The sequence below is a fragment of the Sphingobium sp. DEHP117 genome (genome assembly GCF_030867385.1).
Taxonomy (GTDB): domain Bacteria; phylum Pseudomonadota; class Alphaproteobacteria; order Sphingomonadales; family Sphingomonadaceae; genus Sphingobium.
The window spans coordinates 694,562-710,098 of the sequence record NZ_JAPFBJ010000003.1; the positions used below are offsets into that span (position 1 = coordinate 694,562).

The 15,537-nt window shown below is 66.1% G+C and carries 9 protein-coding genes and 5 pseudogenes; 10 read left to right on the plus strand and 4 right to left on the minus strand.

Going from position 1 to position 15,537, the window contains the following annotated elements; translation table 11 throughout:
* Positions 1–44: 44 nt before the first annotated feature.
* The 4 genes from OOT33_RS15905 to OOT33_RS15920 all read left to right on the plus strand — a co-directional run bounded on the left by OOT33_RS15905 (position 45) and on the right by OOT33_RS15920 (position 6,341).
* Entirely contained in the window at positions 45–1,394 is a 1,350-nt protein-coding gene (locus OOT33_RS15905) for a site-specific integrase (protein WP_039577820.1), read from the plus strand.
* Positions 1,391–3,178, plus strand: coding sequence for a hypothetical protein (locus OOT33_RS15910; protein WP_205499360.1), 1,788 nt, complete (start codon positions 1,391–1,393; stop codon positions 3,176–3,178). The genes OOT33_RS15905 and OOT33_RS15910 overlap by 4 nt, the downstream gene beginning before the upstream one ends.
* Positions 3,175–5,352: a hypothetical protein gene (locus OOT33_RS15915; protein WP_039574906.1), complete on the plus strand. Its 2,178-nt coding sequence runs from the start codon at positions 3,175–3,177 to the stop codon at positions 5,350–5,352. The genes OOT33_RS15910 and OOT33_RS15915 overlap by 4 nt, the downstream gene beginning before the upstream one ends.
* Before the next feature lie 155 nt (positions 5,353–5,507).
* Entirely contained in the window at positions 5,508–6,341 is an 834-nt protein-coding gene (locus tag OOT33_RS15920) for an ArdC-like ssDNA-binding domain-containing protein (protein ID WP_307749253.1), read from the plus strand.
* A 60-nt stretch (positions 6,342–6,401) separates the two neighbouring features.
* Here OOT33_RS15920 and OOT33_RS15925 read toward each other — a convergent pair whose 3' ends face one another.
* The 4 genes and pseudogenes from OOT33_RS15925 to OOT33_RS15940 all read right to left on the minus strand — a co-directional run bounded on the left by OOT33_RS15925 (position 6,402) and on the right by OOT33_RS15940 (position 10,654).
* A complete protein-coding gene (locus tag OOT33_RS15925) occupies positions 6,402–7,406 on the minus strand; it encodes a tyrosine-type recombinase/integrase (RefSeq protein WP_307749246.1) in 1,005 nt (334 codons plus the stop codon).
* The gene (locus tag OOT33_RS15930) at positions 7,403–8,767 is read right to left on the minus strand and encodes a tyrosine-type recombinase/integrase (protein ID WP_307749247.1); all 1,365 of its coding nucleotides are present in this window, start codon (positions 8,765–8,767) and stop codon (positions 7,403–7,405) included. The genes OOT33_RS15925 and OOT33_RS15930 overlap by 4 nt, the downstream gene beginning before the upstream one ends.
* A pseudogene (locus tag OOT33_RS15935) lies at positions 8,764–10,002 on the minus strand (site-specific integrase). The gene OOT33_RS15930 and the pseudogene OOT33_RS15935 overlap by 4 nt, the downstream one beginning before the upstream one ends.
* Before the next feature lie 237 nt (positions 10,003–10,239).
* Positions 10,240–10,654: pseudogene (locus OOT33_RS15940) on the minus strand (helix-turn-helix domain-containing protein).
* Between the two features lie 424 nt (positions 10,655–11,078).
* Between OOT33_RS15940 and OOT33_RS15945 the strand changes: the two are divergent.
* The 6 genes and pseudogenes from OOT33_RS15945 to OOT33_RS15970 all read left to right on the plus strand — a co-directional run.
* A pseudogene (locus tag OOT33_RS15945) lies at positions 11,079–11,308 on the plus strand (GDCCVxC domain-containing (seleno)protein).
* 9 nt (positions 11,309–11,317) lie between these two features.
* Positions 11,318–12,097, plus strand: a complete 780-nt coding sequence (gene merB / locus OOT33_RS15950) for an organomercurial lyase (RefSeq protein WP_307750994.1) — start codon at positions 11,318–11,320, stop codon at positions 12,095–12,097.
* Positions 12,079–13,425, plus strand: a complete 1,347-nt coding sequence (locus tag OOT33_RS15955; protein ID WP_039574902.1) for an NAD(P)/FAD-dependent oxidoreductase — start codon at positions 12,079–12,081, stop codon at positions 13,423–13,425. Before merB ends, OOT33_RS15955 begins: the two co-directional genes overlap by 19 nt.
* Positions 13,426–13,759: 334 nt before the next feature.
* Positions 13,760–13,948: a zincin-like metallopeptidase domain-containing protein gene (locus tag OOT33_RS15960; RefSeq protein ID WP_307749249.1), complete on the plus strand. Its 189-nt coding sequence runs from the start codon at positions 13,760–13,762 to the stop codon at positions 13,946–13,948.
* 116 nt (positions 13,949–14,064) lie between these two features.
* Positions 14,065–15,297 (plus strand): annotated as a pseudogene (locus OOT33_RS15965) (site-specific integrase).
* Positions 15,294–15,537, plus strand: a pseudogene (locus tag OOT33_RS15970) (integrase); the annotation flags it as partial. The pseudogenes OOT33_RS15965 and OOT33_RS15970, both read left to right, overlap by 4 nt.

Below are 15,537 nucleotides of genomic sequence, written 5' to 3' on the forward strand. Positions count from 1 at the left end.
GTCAGCTTCCGGGTGGGGGGTCCGGGGGGGAGGGTTTCGTGCCGGTGTCGATCATTACCGTTTGCGAGCGCCGCGACGCCAGGGGGCTCGACGCGCATGTGCCGCTGATCCTGCGGGGAGACGCTCTCTATGATCCCGATCTCGACCGCTTCTTTGTCGACCTGCCGCTAGCGGGGATCCGCTCGCGCCATTCGCTGCGCGCCTACGCCTATGACGTTGCGGTGTGGCTTCGCTTCCTCGATGCCTGCGGCACGACGATATGGGACGCGGCCCGCGACGATGTGACCGCCTATCACCGCGCGCGGCGGCGCGGCGACGCCGCCCAGCGGATCAGCGCGGCAAGCTGGAACCGGGCAGTCGCCAGCCTCGATCGCCTCTACCGCTGGGGTAAGAGCCAAGGGCTGATTGCCGAAGCGCCGTTCAGTCGGCGCGCTATATGGCGACCGGCGCATGGGGGGCGTCGGGGCATGATCGCCGCGCGCAACGACGCCTATGAACGCACTGCCAAGCGATCGGATGTGCGGTTCGTCACGATGGACGACTACCGCATTTTCCGCGACGTCGGTCTGCGCGGCCTCGCCCTTGACGGTACGGAACGCCCCGGCGCTCGCGATCGCAACGGGCTGCGCAACGCGCTGTTCGCCGATCTTCTCGTCACAACCGGCCTGCGTCTCGAAGAGGCGTCGGGCCTGCTCGCCGATGAGCTTGCGGCCATCGATCACGACCACGATCAGGCTCAGCAGCTTTGGCTGCGCCTGCCGCCGCCGCTCACCAAGGGCGACCGCGGACGCAGCGTCCTGGTCCCGCGCCGGCTCCTTCGTCAGATCACCGCCTATGTCGCCGTCGAGCGCGCCGCGGGCGTGACCAAGTTCGCCGCGCGCGACGGTGCGGCCAGGTTCGAGCGACCGATCCACGTCACCCGCGCCGGTCTCGACCGCATGCGCGATGTCTGCACCCCGGAGGAACGATGCCGCCTGATCCTGTGCGACGAGGATGGAACGCCCCGCGAGCCGGTGGCGCTATGGCTGACCGAGGTCGGGCAGCCTGTCCGCCCCAACTCGTGGGAGGTGATCTTCACCCGGGCCTGCAAGCGGTGCGAGGAGAACGGCTTCCCGCTGTCGATCAGCCCGCACCAGCTTCGCCACACCTTCGCAGTCCATATGCTCGCTCTGCTGATCCAGCAGCGACTGCGCGAGGCCGCACTGCCGGTGGGGCCGGTGGAGACCTATCGGCTGATCCTGGGCGACCCGCTGCAACAGGTGCAACGCCTGCTCGGCCACGCGAGCCTCGCCACCACCTATGTCTATCTCGACCATATCGCGACCCGCGCCGATACGGTGGATGCGGCCGTCGAGGAGCTGCTGGCGCTGTTGCCGGGACCGCAGGGCGCATGAGCGAGCGTCCCCGCAAGGGCCGGCCTGTCGCCTTCGCGCCCATCACGCCGGAGCGACCGCAGCCCGATCCGGTGTTCGGCCTCAAGTTCACCATCGAGGCGCGGCATGGCGGGACGGTCCTGGTCGATATGACCGCGCTCGATCCTCGCCCGCTCGCCATCGCCTTTGCCGGTGCGCTGCGTCGGTCGGCCGCGCTCGGGGGACCGATCGGTGCGGCCAGCGTCATCAAGCAGTATGTCCAGGTCTATCGTCACTTCTTCGCCTGGCTTGCCGACGAAGGACTGAAGGTGGTTGGCGTCAGCGACCTGCGCGCGGTCCATATCGATGGTTTCGCATCCGCGCTCGAACGGCGTGGGATGGGCGCGATCCACCGTCACATGACGGTCAGCAAGATCATCAACACACTGCGCGCGATCGAAGCAGACCGGCCCGATCGGATCGCACCCGAGCTGCATGAGCGGCTGCGCTACACGCTGGCCACTTCGGCGGGCCGCTCGACCCCGCGCGATGCCTACAGCCCCTTCGTCGCCCGCGCGCTGCGCGACGCGGCGCGAGCCGATGTCGAAGCGATGTTCCGCCGTCTCGGCGCCGACGATCGGACCGACGAGGGTGATCCGGCCATCACCGCCGCCCGCGCCGATGTCGAAGCGATCATCGCGCGGCAGGGCTTTATCGTCGCAGACCAGCCCGAGCTGAAGAGCCTTTATTTCATGCGCATGCGCCGCAACCTGCCAACCGCGACGCTCATCGACGACCTGCATGGCCGGCATCATCTGCTCGCGCGCGACCTGCCGGCGCTGCTCGTGCTGCTCACGCTTGAGACGGGCCTTGAGCCCGAGTGCCTGAAGACGCTGACCGTGGACTGTCTCGCCAATGCCCATGCCGGCACGGTGGAGCTGCGCTATCTGAAGCGCCGGGCTCGCGGCGCCGAGCACAAGAGCATGCGCATCCGCGACGGCGGTGGCGGCACGCCGGGCGGGCTGATCCGCCGCCTGATCGACGCCACGGCGGCTGCCCGCGAGCACCTGCCCGGCGATTGCCTGTGGGCCTATCACAACGTCGGCGGCCTTCGCGCCGGCATAGTCGACCTCAAGTATCCGCTCCCCGCCTGGGCTCGCCGCTGTGGCATTGTCGACGATAACGGCAAGCCGCTGCATCTGCTGCTTTCCCGGCTGCGCAAGACCCACAAGGCGCTGTGGTACACCAAGACCGAGGGGCACATGGCCCGCTTCGCGGTCGGTCACACGCGCGAGGTCGCGGCGCGCCATTATGCCGACCTGCCGTCGCTCCGGCCCCTGCACGAGGCGGCCGTCGCCGATGCCTTTCGCGAGGCGGTCGCCGCCGCGATGCCGACCGTCCTCGCGCCCACGGCCGAGCAGGCGCTGCGCGAAGCGCCCGAGCAGGCGGCGCCGTTGATGTCGGCCGATACGGTGGGGCCGTTGCTCGACGGCGAACAGGATGTCTGGCTCGCCGCCTGCTCGGGCTTCCATAGCAGCCCCTTCTCCGAGGCCGGCTCACCCTGCGCGCAGCCCTTCTGGGGCTGCCTCGATTGCCCCAACGCCGTCATCACCGCGCGCAAGCTTCCCGCGATCCTCGCCTTCCTCGCGTTCGTCGAAGAGCAGCGACCGAGCCTCCCGGCGAGCGACTGGGCGGCCAAGTTCGGCCGCGTCCATTCCCGCATCACGACCCAGGTCCTGCCGGTCTTCTCCGATGCCGTTATCGCCGATGCGCGCTGGCAGATGGAGAGCGAGCGGCTCTATCTGCCGCCGGAAGCACGCGCATGATCACGCCCGCCCATGCCCGCGCACCCGCGTTCGACGATCGGCCCGTGCTGGCCACTGCGCCGCTCAAGGCGGGCCACGCCCGCGAAGAGCTGTCGCGGGTCGGCGACTCAAGCTGGGATCTCGGTCCCGCCGTGTTCCGCGAGAACGCGCGGCGCTGCCATGTCACCGTGCATTTCGACGTGCTCGAACATGCCGATGTGCAGGCGGCGATGCGTGCCTATCTCTACGCCCGCCTCAACGTCGATCTTCCCGGCTACCGCCCGAAGCTGCCGCCGGCGAGCATCCGCCAGGCATTCAACCGCGCACGCCGGTTCTTCGCCTTCGCGCGCCTGACGCTTGGAGGGCTCGACCTTGGCCGCATCGATCAGGCGCTGGCCGATGCCTATGCCAGGCATCTTCGCCACGATTCTGCCCGGCGACCCGTCATAGTCGGCCACCTCCTCGAAGTGGTTTCCGATCTCTATCACTATCGTGACCGCCTCGCTGGCGGAGGCCTCGCGTTTGAGCCCTGGGCCGGACAGGCACCCGCCCGCGTCGCAGGCTATCGGCACGTCGTTGAGAACCGTACCCCGCGGTTTCCGGAAGATGTCATCGCCGCACTGCTCGCCTGGTCATTGCGCTACGTCACCGTCTTCGCGCACGATATTCTATCGGCTCGGGCCGCGCTGGATCGGCTCGAGGCGCGCCGCGCCCGGCTGCTTGCCGCCGAGCGCGGACTGCCTGGCGCAGAGCGCCGCCTGCGGCAGCGCGCGCGCCTCGAGCGCCATATCGCGCGTCGAGCCCGGCAAGGCCGCGGCGTGCCGATCTGGACGACCGCGCATAACGGCGTCACGCGCACCGATCCCCGCACCGGAGAAGCGACGCCGCCGATCAACGTCCATCTTCTCCATCTTCATGCCGGTGTCGATGCTGAGGCGGAACCGGCCATGCATTTCGGACTCGCCAAGGGCGTCTCCGCCCTGATCGAAGCCGCTGCCGCCGACCTGGGCGTCGAAGTGGGCGGCATGGACACGCCGATCTCGATTGATCCCGATAGCGGTCGGCCATGGCGCGCACGCTTCGATGCGAAGACGCTCGCACAAGAGGAACGGATGCTTCAGGCGGCCGCCTATATAGTGTGCGCTTACCTCACCGGCATGCGCGACTGCGAGGTGCAGGCGATGCGGCGGGGGTGCCTCTCGATCGCGCGCAGCGAGGATGGCCTGGTCGAGCGGCATCGCATTCGATCGACCATCTACAAGCGTCGGTCGACCATGGGCGAGGCGGCGAGCTGGGTGACGATCGAGCCGGTCGCAGACGCGATAGCGGTGCTTGAACGCCTGTCGGCAAGACCGACGCGCGCCAGCGGCAGCGATACGCTCTGGCCGGTGCTACGCCCCGGCGCCGCCACCAAGACGCATCTGTCGAGCGAGGTGGTCCGCCAACTCAACGCCTTCCGCGACCACCTCAACGCTGCCTTCGGCAGCCCTGATGTGCCGGTCATCCCGTCCGGACCCGGTGGCAAGCCGTGGCGCATAACGACGCGGCAGTTCCGCCGCACCATCGCATGGCACATCGCCAACCGTCCGTTCGGCACCATCGCCGGCATGATCCAGTATAAGCACGCCTCGGTCGCCGCTTTCGAGGGCTATGCCGGAACCAGCGCATCGGGGTTTCGCGCCGAGGTCGAGGCGCAGCGCCGGCTCGGTCAGCAGGGCGACCTGCTGGACTATTTCGACCGGCGGCAGGGCGGTGCCTCACTCGCGGGGCCGGCGGGACCACGCATCGCGCGGACGCTCGACGATGCGGCCGTGCAGCTCGGGCCCTTGCCCGCCATGATCGCCGACCGCTCCCGGCTACGTGTCATGCTCGCCAGCGTCGCGCGAACCCTCCATGTCGGCCTCCTCGCGGATTGCTTCTTCGATCCCGCCACCGCGCTCTGCCTCAAGCGCGTGACCACCCCCGATCCCAAGCAGCCGCTCACGGCGCTGTGCGAGCCGACCCGCTGTCCCAACGCCTGCATCACCGCCCGTCACAGGCCAGCTTGGGAACGCGCGGCCGATGATGCCAGGGCATTGCTGCGCGAACGACGTCTGTCGGATCTTCAACGCCATGCACTCGCCACCGAGATCAACCGGCTCACTACCGTGATCGACGCCATCGGCCCCGCGCCGCCGGAGGCCAACCCCGGCTGACGGCGGAAGCTCTGCGCCGGTCGGCGCGCTGGCGCAACGGCGTTGCCGTCCTCCGCTTCGCTGCGGCCCTACGGGTGCGCAACCGCGCTTGTGCCCGGCGCTAGTCGAGCTCCGCCGCCGGGGATGGCCCCCGACGGGCAAGCGGAGTTCAGATCATGCCAACTCAGGTACGAGCCGACGTCTATACTCGGGTCACCGAGGCGATCCTTGCAGCGATCGAAGCCGGTACGGGCAACTGGCGCATGCCATGGCATCACAGCGGCGCCGATGTCACCCGGCCGACCAACATCGCCAGCGGCAAGCCCTATCGCGGCATCAACACGGTGTCGCTCTGGGCGGCGGCCTATGGCGGCGGCTATGCGAGCGGGGTCTGGGGCACTTATCGTCAGTGGCAGGACCGCGGCGCCCAGGTCCGCAAGGGCGAGCAGGCCAGCCTCGGCGTCCTCTGGAAGGAGATCAGCCGGCGCGACGACGAGCAGGATGACGAAGATGGCGGCAAGGGACGGCGGCTCTTCGCCCGGGCGTTCAGCCTGTTCAACGCCGATCAGGTCGACGGCTACGCGCCCGAGCCCGGGCCGGTCCTGCCCGAGAGCGAGCGCCTTGCGGCCGCCGAGGCCTTCATCGCCGCGCTCGGTATCGACACGGTCTACGGGTCGAGCAGCGCCTATTACCATCTCGGCGAAGACCGCATCTACATGCCGCACTTCGCAACCTTCCGTAGCGCGCATGGATTCTACGGCACCCATATCCACGAGTGTGCCCATGCCAGCGGCGCGGCGCATCGGCTCGACCGGGATTTCAGCGCCAGGTGGACCAAGGACGCGCTCGCGATGGAGGAAGCGACCGCCGAGCTGACCGCCTCGTTCCTGCTTGCCGACCTCGGCATCGCGCACGATCCGCGTCCCGATCATGCCGCCTATATCGCCTCCTGGCTGGCGTTATGCTCACCTCGCCATAACCTGGCTAATCGCGAGGTGTCGATAATGTGAAGGAACGCGGCCAGATTGGCCGAGTTCTGGGGTTTCCTGCCAACGTTCCTTCACATTATTTCAAAGCGTGTCGAGCCAGGCGAGCACGCTTGTATCGCGCTTCCACGAAGGCTGACCGCCGGGTGTTGTCGGAACGGCGACCTGTTCCAGGGCCTTTCGCTTCGTTTCAAGATTGGCCCTGGCATAGTGGTTGGTCGTGTCGAGGCTCACGTGGCCGAGCCAACTGCGGATGACTGTAACATCGACGCCCGCAGATATGAGGTGCACGGCGGTGGCGTGCCGGAAGGCGTGCGGCGTCACGTGCTTGGTACGCAGCGTTGGTGTGGCTTCGGTCGCCGCCTTTACGTAGGCGGCAAGCTTGAATCGGACGCCCGACGCGCTGAGCGGTTCGCCATAGCGGTTAACGAACAGCCGTTGGTCAGGCGCCCGTGGTTGCCGTTCGAGCAGCTTCTTCAGCAGCAAGGCTGTTTCAGGCCAGAGCGGGCAGATGCGTTCCTTCCGTCCCTTGCCGGTCAAGCGCACGCAGCTCGGACTTTCGAACCGGATTGCTTCGGGGCACAAGTCGAGCGCTTCCTGTATTCGTGCGCCGCTGTTGTAGAGGAACGAGAGCAGCACATGATCGCGCATGCCTTCGAGCGTCGAACGGTCAGGCTGGGCAAGAATTGCCGTCACTTCCGCCGGATCCAGATAGCAGGGCTCCGATACCGGCGTGCGCTTGACGGGTATGTTGAGGATTTCGACGCATTGCGCGATCGATGCAGGATCCCTGGTCGCCACGAAGTGGAAGAAGCTGCGGATTGCGGCAAGCCTGCAGTTGCGCGTGCCGATCGTGCCGCCGCGCTCATGTTCAGCGTAACTGAGGAACGCGGAGACCTCGCTTGCGGCCAGATCAGTCATCGTAATCATAGCCACCTTCCTTCCAGCCCGCTGTGCGACGAACCGCAAGAACAGCCGCCAGGTATCGCGGTATGATCGGACTGTATGGATGGATGCGTTGCGCTGCTCGACCAGCCATTCGTAGAAGAACGCGCGCATCAGTACCGGGAACGGGTTGGCCTTGCTCATGTCTGCACCTCCCGCTCCATGCTGAGGCAAGGTGCGCCCACCATGCGGAACCGCTCGTTTGCGTAATGCAGCAGATCCTGGGTGACCGTGATGTAGACCAGCGTAGAGTTGATATCCCGGTGGCCGAGGTAGGTCGCGAGGAATGGCAGACGGTCCTGCGGGTTGATGCCCGTCCTGTACCATTCGAGGATCCGGTTCACGACCATCGAGTGGCGCAGGTCGTGCAAACGCGGTCCCGTTCGCCCCTGCGGTGGCTTCAGCCCGGCACGGCGTATGACGTCAACGAGCAGCCAGGCGACGGCTTGCTTCGTATAGCGGCCGCTCCGCTGCTCGTGCCAGAACAGACCTGACCTCGGATCCTGCGGGGCACCCGCGCGACGCCGCACATCGATGTACGCCCGAAGTTCGGCCATCACAGTGTCGGGCAGCGGCAGTATCCTTGTCTTGTAGAACTTGGTCTGCCGTATAGTGATCGTGCCGCCCTGAAGATCAACATCCCCCAGATCAAGGCGGGCAACCTCGCTGCGCCGCAGGCCCGCGCAATAGGCGAGCAGAAGCATCGTGTAGACACTCAACGGGCGAAGCGACGCTCGCGGAGAGGGGTAAGAGCGAGCAATGTCGAGCATATGCTGCACGTCGGCGGGCGTATAGATATGAGGTTTGCGCCATTGTTTGGCCACTTCCTTCCCCGGACGTGGGTCCGGTCGGCGCGGTGGGATCGACGGATCCCGGTGGCGGAGTATCTTCGCAAGGACGCGCTTCAGCTTTTCGCATTCGGCAGGATGATTGCGCGTGGCCTTCGCCGCCGCCCAGTGTTCGAGCATCACCCCGATCGGTTCATCCTGCAGCGCCGGGTTCAGCTGTAGGAACCGGTCGAACCGCAAAAGCCACACAGGCTGCGTGGTATATTTGTACCCCCTGTTGCGCATCAGCGTAACGTGCTCGGCCATGATCGCGCCCAGCACGCTGCCGAACGGTTTGGGCTGATGCAGTTCGGCAAGGGCTTGTTCTGGATCGCGTGAAGCCAGAGCGCGCCAGACCGGCATGCACTGCTTGACGTTGCACTCCTTGCGCAGGACGACGACGGGATTGCGGTGGATCGCCCCGGTTTGCACAAGGTGATCGAGGAACCGGTCGATAATGCGGGTGCGGTGGAGCAGCGTCGTCGCTGTCCAACGGTCGGACCACGCCCGCAACCAGGCTACCAGCACATCTTGGCCGAGTTCGGTGTGGCGCGCGGCGACGTCCTGGAAGCTGTAGAGCACCTGTTTGTAATAGGTGCGGCTGTTCTTGCTGCGCAGGCCAAGGTCCGCGAGATAGCGCGCGATCAACAGTCGTTCGGGATCGGGCCATGGCGTCATGACAGCACCTCCGATCCCGGAACGTCGAGCGCGATGGCCCGCAGGTCTTCGGTTGCCAGCTTGAGATACGGAGCGGTAGATTCCGTCGAACGATGACCCAGCATATCGCCGATCACCTTTTGCGGGACCGAGGCGCGCAGCATCTCGACCGCGCGGGCATGTCTGAAGATGTGTGGCCCACACTTCCCGGTGGCTTGACCCCGGCATCCCGGATTCGCCGGAAGACGGCACTATGCAGCACCCGGAGCCTTCCATAGGGTGCACGGGTCCGCACGAACACTTCGCGGGCGTCGGTCTGCGGTCGTCCCGAGCGCAGATAGCTGAGGATGGCTTCGCCCACCGGAGCCATCAACGGCAGATAGGAACAGGCACGGGTCTTGGTGTGGAGGATGCGGATCGATTCCGTCCGCCAGTCAATATCCTCGATCTTCAGATTGCGGATTTCGCCGGACCTCCAGACCATAAGTCGCCAGCAGTTGCAGGATCGCCTGATCTCTGAGCCCGATAGGCGTTGCTGTCTTTGCTCGCGGTTTCCAGAACGGCGGCGATCTGATCGCGCTCCAGGATCGAGGGGCACCCCTTCATAGGCATACAATAGCGGGGCGATGACGTGCGGCGACAAGTCGATTGCGGTGCGGCGCGTACGGTGCAGATAACGCAACAGCGAGCGAAGACGCTCCGCCACGTCCTTCACCGATTTGCGCGTTTGGTGCGGGCTGCGCATATCAATGTACACGGTCGATGTCGCCGACGCTCATTCCACCAGGCTGTCGACGCCGCATCGATCAAGCTGCCAGGTCAGGAAGTTCCGACCTTCCCACATCAATGCGTAGATGCCTGCGCTCCGCAAGGCCCCGCTCCTCGCGCAGCCATATTTTTCTTATTTTCGTCGCAAATCGTAAAGCGCAGCGTGTCAGCAGCACATGTCGCTTTGGGCGCGGGTGGCCAACGGCCCTGTGCAAGCCGCAGTAGGCGTGGATTCCAGAACGCGGAATGGAGTGCCAACACGGCCCTGGTGGTCGGCCATGACGTTTGCGGAACATCGTGATCGCATGGTGCAAATAGTACCCCACCTGCGCCTCGGTCACCTCCGCGATCGGGATGCTGCGCCGGGCAAGATAGTCGAGGAACCCGCGCGCATAGGCGCAGTAGTTCCCGGCCACCACCGGGCTGTATCGTTGGCTGGTCAGTACGGATCTGAGTTCGGAGATCAGTTCGCAATCGGTATTCGGCATTGACGGCTCCTCTGCTGGTCAAACGACCGCAGAGGTTCGTCGAGAAATAATGCGGAGCAAAGCCCGTCAGATAACGTCGCAATTCTGCGCATTTCAGACACTGAAACTGCGTTCCTTCACATTATCGACACCTCGCGATTACTTCAGGTGCTGAAGAACGACAGCCGCGCGATCTTCACTGCGGCCAGCAAGGCGCAGGCGGCGGCCGATTGGATGCACGCCCAGCAGCCGTGACGCTCACGCGGCCCGCACCTCGGCGCCGAGCGCATCAAGCAGCGGACAGCCCGGATCCTGACCGGCATCGCAGGCTCGCACCGAGTCTGCCAGAACCCGTTCCATCCGCCTGAGGTCCGCGATCGCGCGCGCACATCCTGCAGATGCGACGCGCGAGCTCGCGGACTTCGGTGCAGGAGGCCTGGCCGCCGGCCGCGAGTCCGAGCAAGGCGCGCACCTCGTCAAGGGTGAAGCCCAGCTCCCTCGCACGGCGCACGAAGCCCAGGCGAGCCACGTCCTCCCGACCGTAGCTGCGGTAACGGCCCCGCCGCGGCGGAACGGGCAGCAGCCCGATCCGCTCGTAATAGCGGATCGTCTCGATGTTGCAGCTGGTACGGCGCGAGAGTTCGCCGATCTGGATCGCGGCGGTTGCGGCCATCTTCAAAATACCTCTTGAGTCTGTAGTCGCTACAGATGGTAGGATAGCTGCATGCCCGCCACAAGGAGTCGCCCGTGACCCAGACACAAGCCCGCCCAAGGGGATAAGTACCGCCGCGCTTACCCTGGCGGGGATCGCCGCCGCGTTCGGCGTCGCTGCTGCTGCGCACTGCCGATCCTCTTGGCATCCGCCGCATCGGCGCGGCCTGGCTCAGCGGCGTGGCCGTCGTCTCCGCGCCCTATCGCACGCCGCTCCTCGTGATCGGCGCATTATGCCTCGTCGCCGGCGCCGCGCTGCTATTGCGCCAGCAAACTCGCCGCCATGCGCTGCGGCCCGGACGGCGTTGTGCACGCCGCGCTGGACGCGCATCCTCACTCTCGCCGGCTATTGGTCGGCGCGGCACTGCTCTGGGCGGGTTATAGCTATGTCTGACGTCGTTCCGGAGCTGCACTCGACCCTGACCTGTCCGCACTGCGGACATCAGGCGACCGAGACGATGCCGACCAACGCATGCCAGTTTTTTCTATGACTGCCGGGGCTGCGGCGCGGTCCTCAAGCCCAAGCAGGGCGATTGCTGCGTCCTTTTGTTCCTATGGCGACGTTCCGTGTCCGCCGATCCAGATCGAGGGCAAGGGCGCGTCCTGCTGCGGCTGAAGACAAGCCGTGGACGCTTGCCACCCCGCTGACGCTGCCCCTGAACCGACGGTTGCATTCCCCGACGGCACCGTCGTCCCGGACTGGACTGCGGTCACCGCGCCAAGCGCCCATTCGGCCCTGACAGCGCTGTTCGCGGCATTTATCGGCCGCAGGTGGCATGGCATCGACAGCACCGAGGACGAGGTGCGGCGTGCCATCCTCCGGGCCTATGTCACCCAGGGCCACGCGCCGGCGCCGGTGGAGATCGCTGCCGCGGTTGCGCTCCCGCCCGGCGACGTGGCCGCAGCGCTCCACCGGCTCGCCGGACGCGATCTCGTGGTCCTCGACGGCGACGGCCGAGTGAGCGGCGCCTATCCTTTCACCGATGCTCCCAGTGAGCATCAGGTGGAGGCCGCGGGTATCACGATGGGAGCCATGTGCGCCCTCGACGCGCTGGGGATCTGCACGATCGCACCGCACGCCAGCCTCATCCGCTCGTCATGCCGCCAATGCCGGCGCTCGCTTGCGATCCATGTCCACGACCGGGGCTGCACCTTGGGCGACGTCGTGCCCGAGGGGATTCTCGTCTGGTCCGGTCATCGCTACACCGGCGGCTGTGCAGCGTCTTCGCTCTGCACTCAGCAGGCTTTCTTCTGCCATGCCGATCATCTTGAAGCCTGGCGTATGGACGGTTCCGTGACCGCCCGCGACGGCATTCGCCTGACCCTGCGCGAGGCCCTCCAGGTCGGCCGCGCGATCTTTGCACCGATGCTCGGAGGGATATTGCCATGGCCCATTACGACCTGATCGTCATCGGCAGCGGAACAGCCGCCCAGGTCGCGATCGGCCAGGTCCGCGCCGCCGGATGGTCCGTCGCCGTCATCGACCACCGCCCGTTCGGCGGCACCTGTGCGCTACGGGGCTGCGATCCCAAGAAGATGCTGGTCAGCGGCGAAGAGGCGATCGATGCCGCCGCTCGCATGGCCGGACATGGTGTCGGCGGCGACCTGGCGATCGATTGGCCGAGCCTGATGGCGTTCAAGCGCAGCTTTACCGATCCGGTCCCCGCCAAGCAGGAACGCCGCTACGCCAAGCTGGGCGTCGACGCCTTCCACGGGCTAGCGCGCTTCGCAAGCCCGGACGCGGTCGCGGTCGACGGTCGGACGTTGCAGGCCCAGCATATCCTGATCGCAACCGGCGCGGGGCCGATCCCGCTCGGCATTCCAGGCGAGGAGCTGGTCAGCACGAGCGACGCTTTCCTCGAGCTGGAGACGCTGCCGCGCCGGATCGTGCTGATCGGCGGCGGCTATGTCGCCGCGGAGTTCTCGCATCTGGCCGCACGTGCCGGCGCCGAAGTCACGATCCTGCAGCGCGCTAGCCGGCTGCTGCCGCATTTCGATCCCGACCTGGTGGGCTGGCTCACACCGCGGTTCACGGCGCTCGGCATTCGCATCGAGACCGGCACCGCGGTCACACGGGTCGAGCGGAACGGGGACGGCCTGCAGGTGCGTGCCTCTCGCCAGGGAGCGCCGGACCTGGAGGTCGCCTGCGATCTCGTCATTCATGCTGCCGGGCGTCGTCCCGATCTCGGCAGCCTCGACCTGTCCACCGGGCAGGTCGCGGTGCAAGACGGACGACTGCAGCTCGATGCGCATCTGCGCAGCATTTCCAACCCGCGGGTCTATGCCGCCGGTGACGCCGCCGGCGTCGGGCCGCCCCTGACCCCGGTGTCGAGCCACGACGCGAAGATCGTCGCCGCGAACCTCCTGCAAGGTCCATCGCGCGAGCCCGACTATCGCGGTGTTCCGAGCGTCGCCTTCACCGTGCCGCCGATCGCCGCCGTCGGGCTTTCGGAAGAGGCGGCGCGCCGCAGCGGCCTCAAGTTCCGGGTTAACGCGGCCTCGACGCCGGACTGGTTCACCGCCCGCCGGCTCGCCGAGCCGGTCTATGGCCACAAAGTTCTGATCGACGAGCGGACGGACCTCGTCCTCGGCGCGCATCTCGTCGGGCCGAACGCCGACGAGGTGATCAACCTTTTCGGCCTGGCCATCCGCCACGGCCTCACCGCGGCCGATCTACGCTCCACCATGTTTGCCTATCCGACCGGCGCCTCGGATATCGGCTACATGCTCTAGGCGACGCCGCGCACGATCCGTCACCAGTGCTCGCCCGCGGGCGGGCGGCAGCCTGTCGCGAAAGACGATAGCGGGCTGTCGCCCGCCTGATCTGCGGACGCCGCTGACGCGGCGGCGCTACTTTTTGGGCCTCCCTTCCGACGCGGAGGTGGTCGGCGCTCCCTGCTAGGCCCGCCACGGCGGGCTGCAAGCCCCGGCTTCGCCGGGCTGCTCCATTTCATTTCGCCCCTGCGGGTGCAGCCCGCCGCTCGAACGGGCCTCTTCGGTCGCTCTCGCCGCCCACCCCCGCCTCGGGGAGGCCGATGCGGTTTTTGGGCAGTGCTGGAGGCAGCCGATGGTTTTCTTCCTCGAACCCCGGATTGGGGCTGGACTGTCAGGATATGTGGCCGAAATGGGTAGCGCCTTCCTCTGCGCCGCGCTTGGCATCGAACCGACCGTGCGCCATGCCGATTATCTGGCATCATGGGCCAGGTTATGGCGAGGTGAGCATAACTCGAGTAATCGCGAGGTGTCGATAATGTGAAGGAACGCAGTTTCAGTGTCTGAAATGCGCAGAATTGCGACGTTATCTGACGGGCTTTGCTCCGCATTATTTCTCGACGAACCTCTGCGGTCGTTTGACCAGCAGAGGAGCCGTCAATGCCGAATACCGATTGCGAACTGATCTCCGAACTCAGATCCGTACTGACCAGCCAACGATACAGCCCGGTGGTGGCCGGGAACTACTGCGCCTATGCGCGCGGGTTCCTCGACTATCTTGCCCGGCGCAGCATCCCGATCGCGGAGGTGACCGAGGCGCAGGTGGGGTACTATTTGCACCATGCGATCACGATGTTCCGCAAACGTCATGGCCGACCACCAGGGCCGTGTTGGCACTCCATTCCGCGTTCTGGAATCCACGCCCTACTGCGGCTTGCACAGGGCCGTTGGCCACCCGCGCCCAAAGCGACATGTGCTGCTGACACGCTGCGCTTTACGATTTGCGACGAATACGAGATCTGGCTGCGCGAGGAGCGGGGCCTTGCGGAGCGCAGCATCTACGCATTGATGTGGGAAGGTCGGAACTTCCTGACCTGGCAGCTTGATCGATGCGGCGTCGACAGCCTGGTGGAAATGAGCGTCGGCGACATCGACCGTTACATGGATATGCGCAGCCCGCACCAAACGCGCAAATCGGTGAAGGACGTGGCGGAGCGTCTTCGCTCGCTGTTGCGTTATCTGCACCGTACGCGCCGCACCGCAATCGACTTGTCGCCGCACGTCATCGCCCGCTATTGTATGCCTATGAAGGGGTGCCCTCGATCCTGGAGCGCGATCAGATCGCCGCCGTTCTGGAAACCGCGAGCAAAGACACAACGCCTATCGGGCTCAGAGATCAGGCGATCCTGCAACTGCTGGCGACTTATGGTCTGAGGTCCGGCGAAATCCGCAATCTGAAGATCGAGGATATTGACTGGCGGACGGAATCGATCCGCATCCTCCACACCAAGACCCGTGCCTGTTCCTATCTGCCGTTGATGGCTCCGTGGGGCGAAGCCATCCTCAGCTATCTGCGCTCGGGACGACCGCAGACCGACGCCCGCGAAGTGTTCGTGCGGACCCGTGCACCCTATGGAAGGCTCCGGGTGCTGCATAGTGCCGTCTTCCGGCGAATCCGGGATGCCGGGGTCAAGCCACCGGGGAAGTGTGGGCCACACATCTTCAGACATGCCCGCGCGGTCGAGATGCTGCGCGCCTCGGTCCCGCAAAAGGTGATCGGCGATATGCTGGGTCATCGTTCGACGGAATCTACCGCCTCCGTATCTCAAGCTGGCAACCGAAGACCTGCGGGCCATCGCGCTCGACGTTCCGGGATCGGAGGTGCTGTCATGACGCCATGGCCCGATCCCGAACGACTGTTGATCGCGCGCTATCTCGCGGACCTTGGCCTGCGCAGCAAGAACAGCCGCACCTATTACAAACAGGTGCTCTACAGCTTCCAGGACGTCGCCGCGCGCCACACCGAACTCGGCCAAGATGTGCTGGTAGCCTGGTTGCGGGCGTGGTCCGACCGTTGGACAGCGACGACGCTGCTCCACCGCACCCGGCATTATCGACCGGTTCCTCGATCAC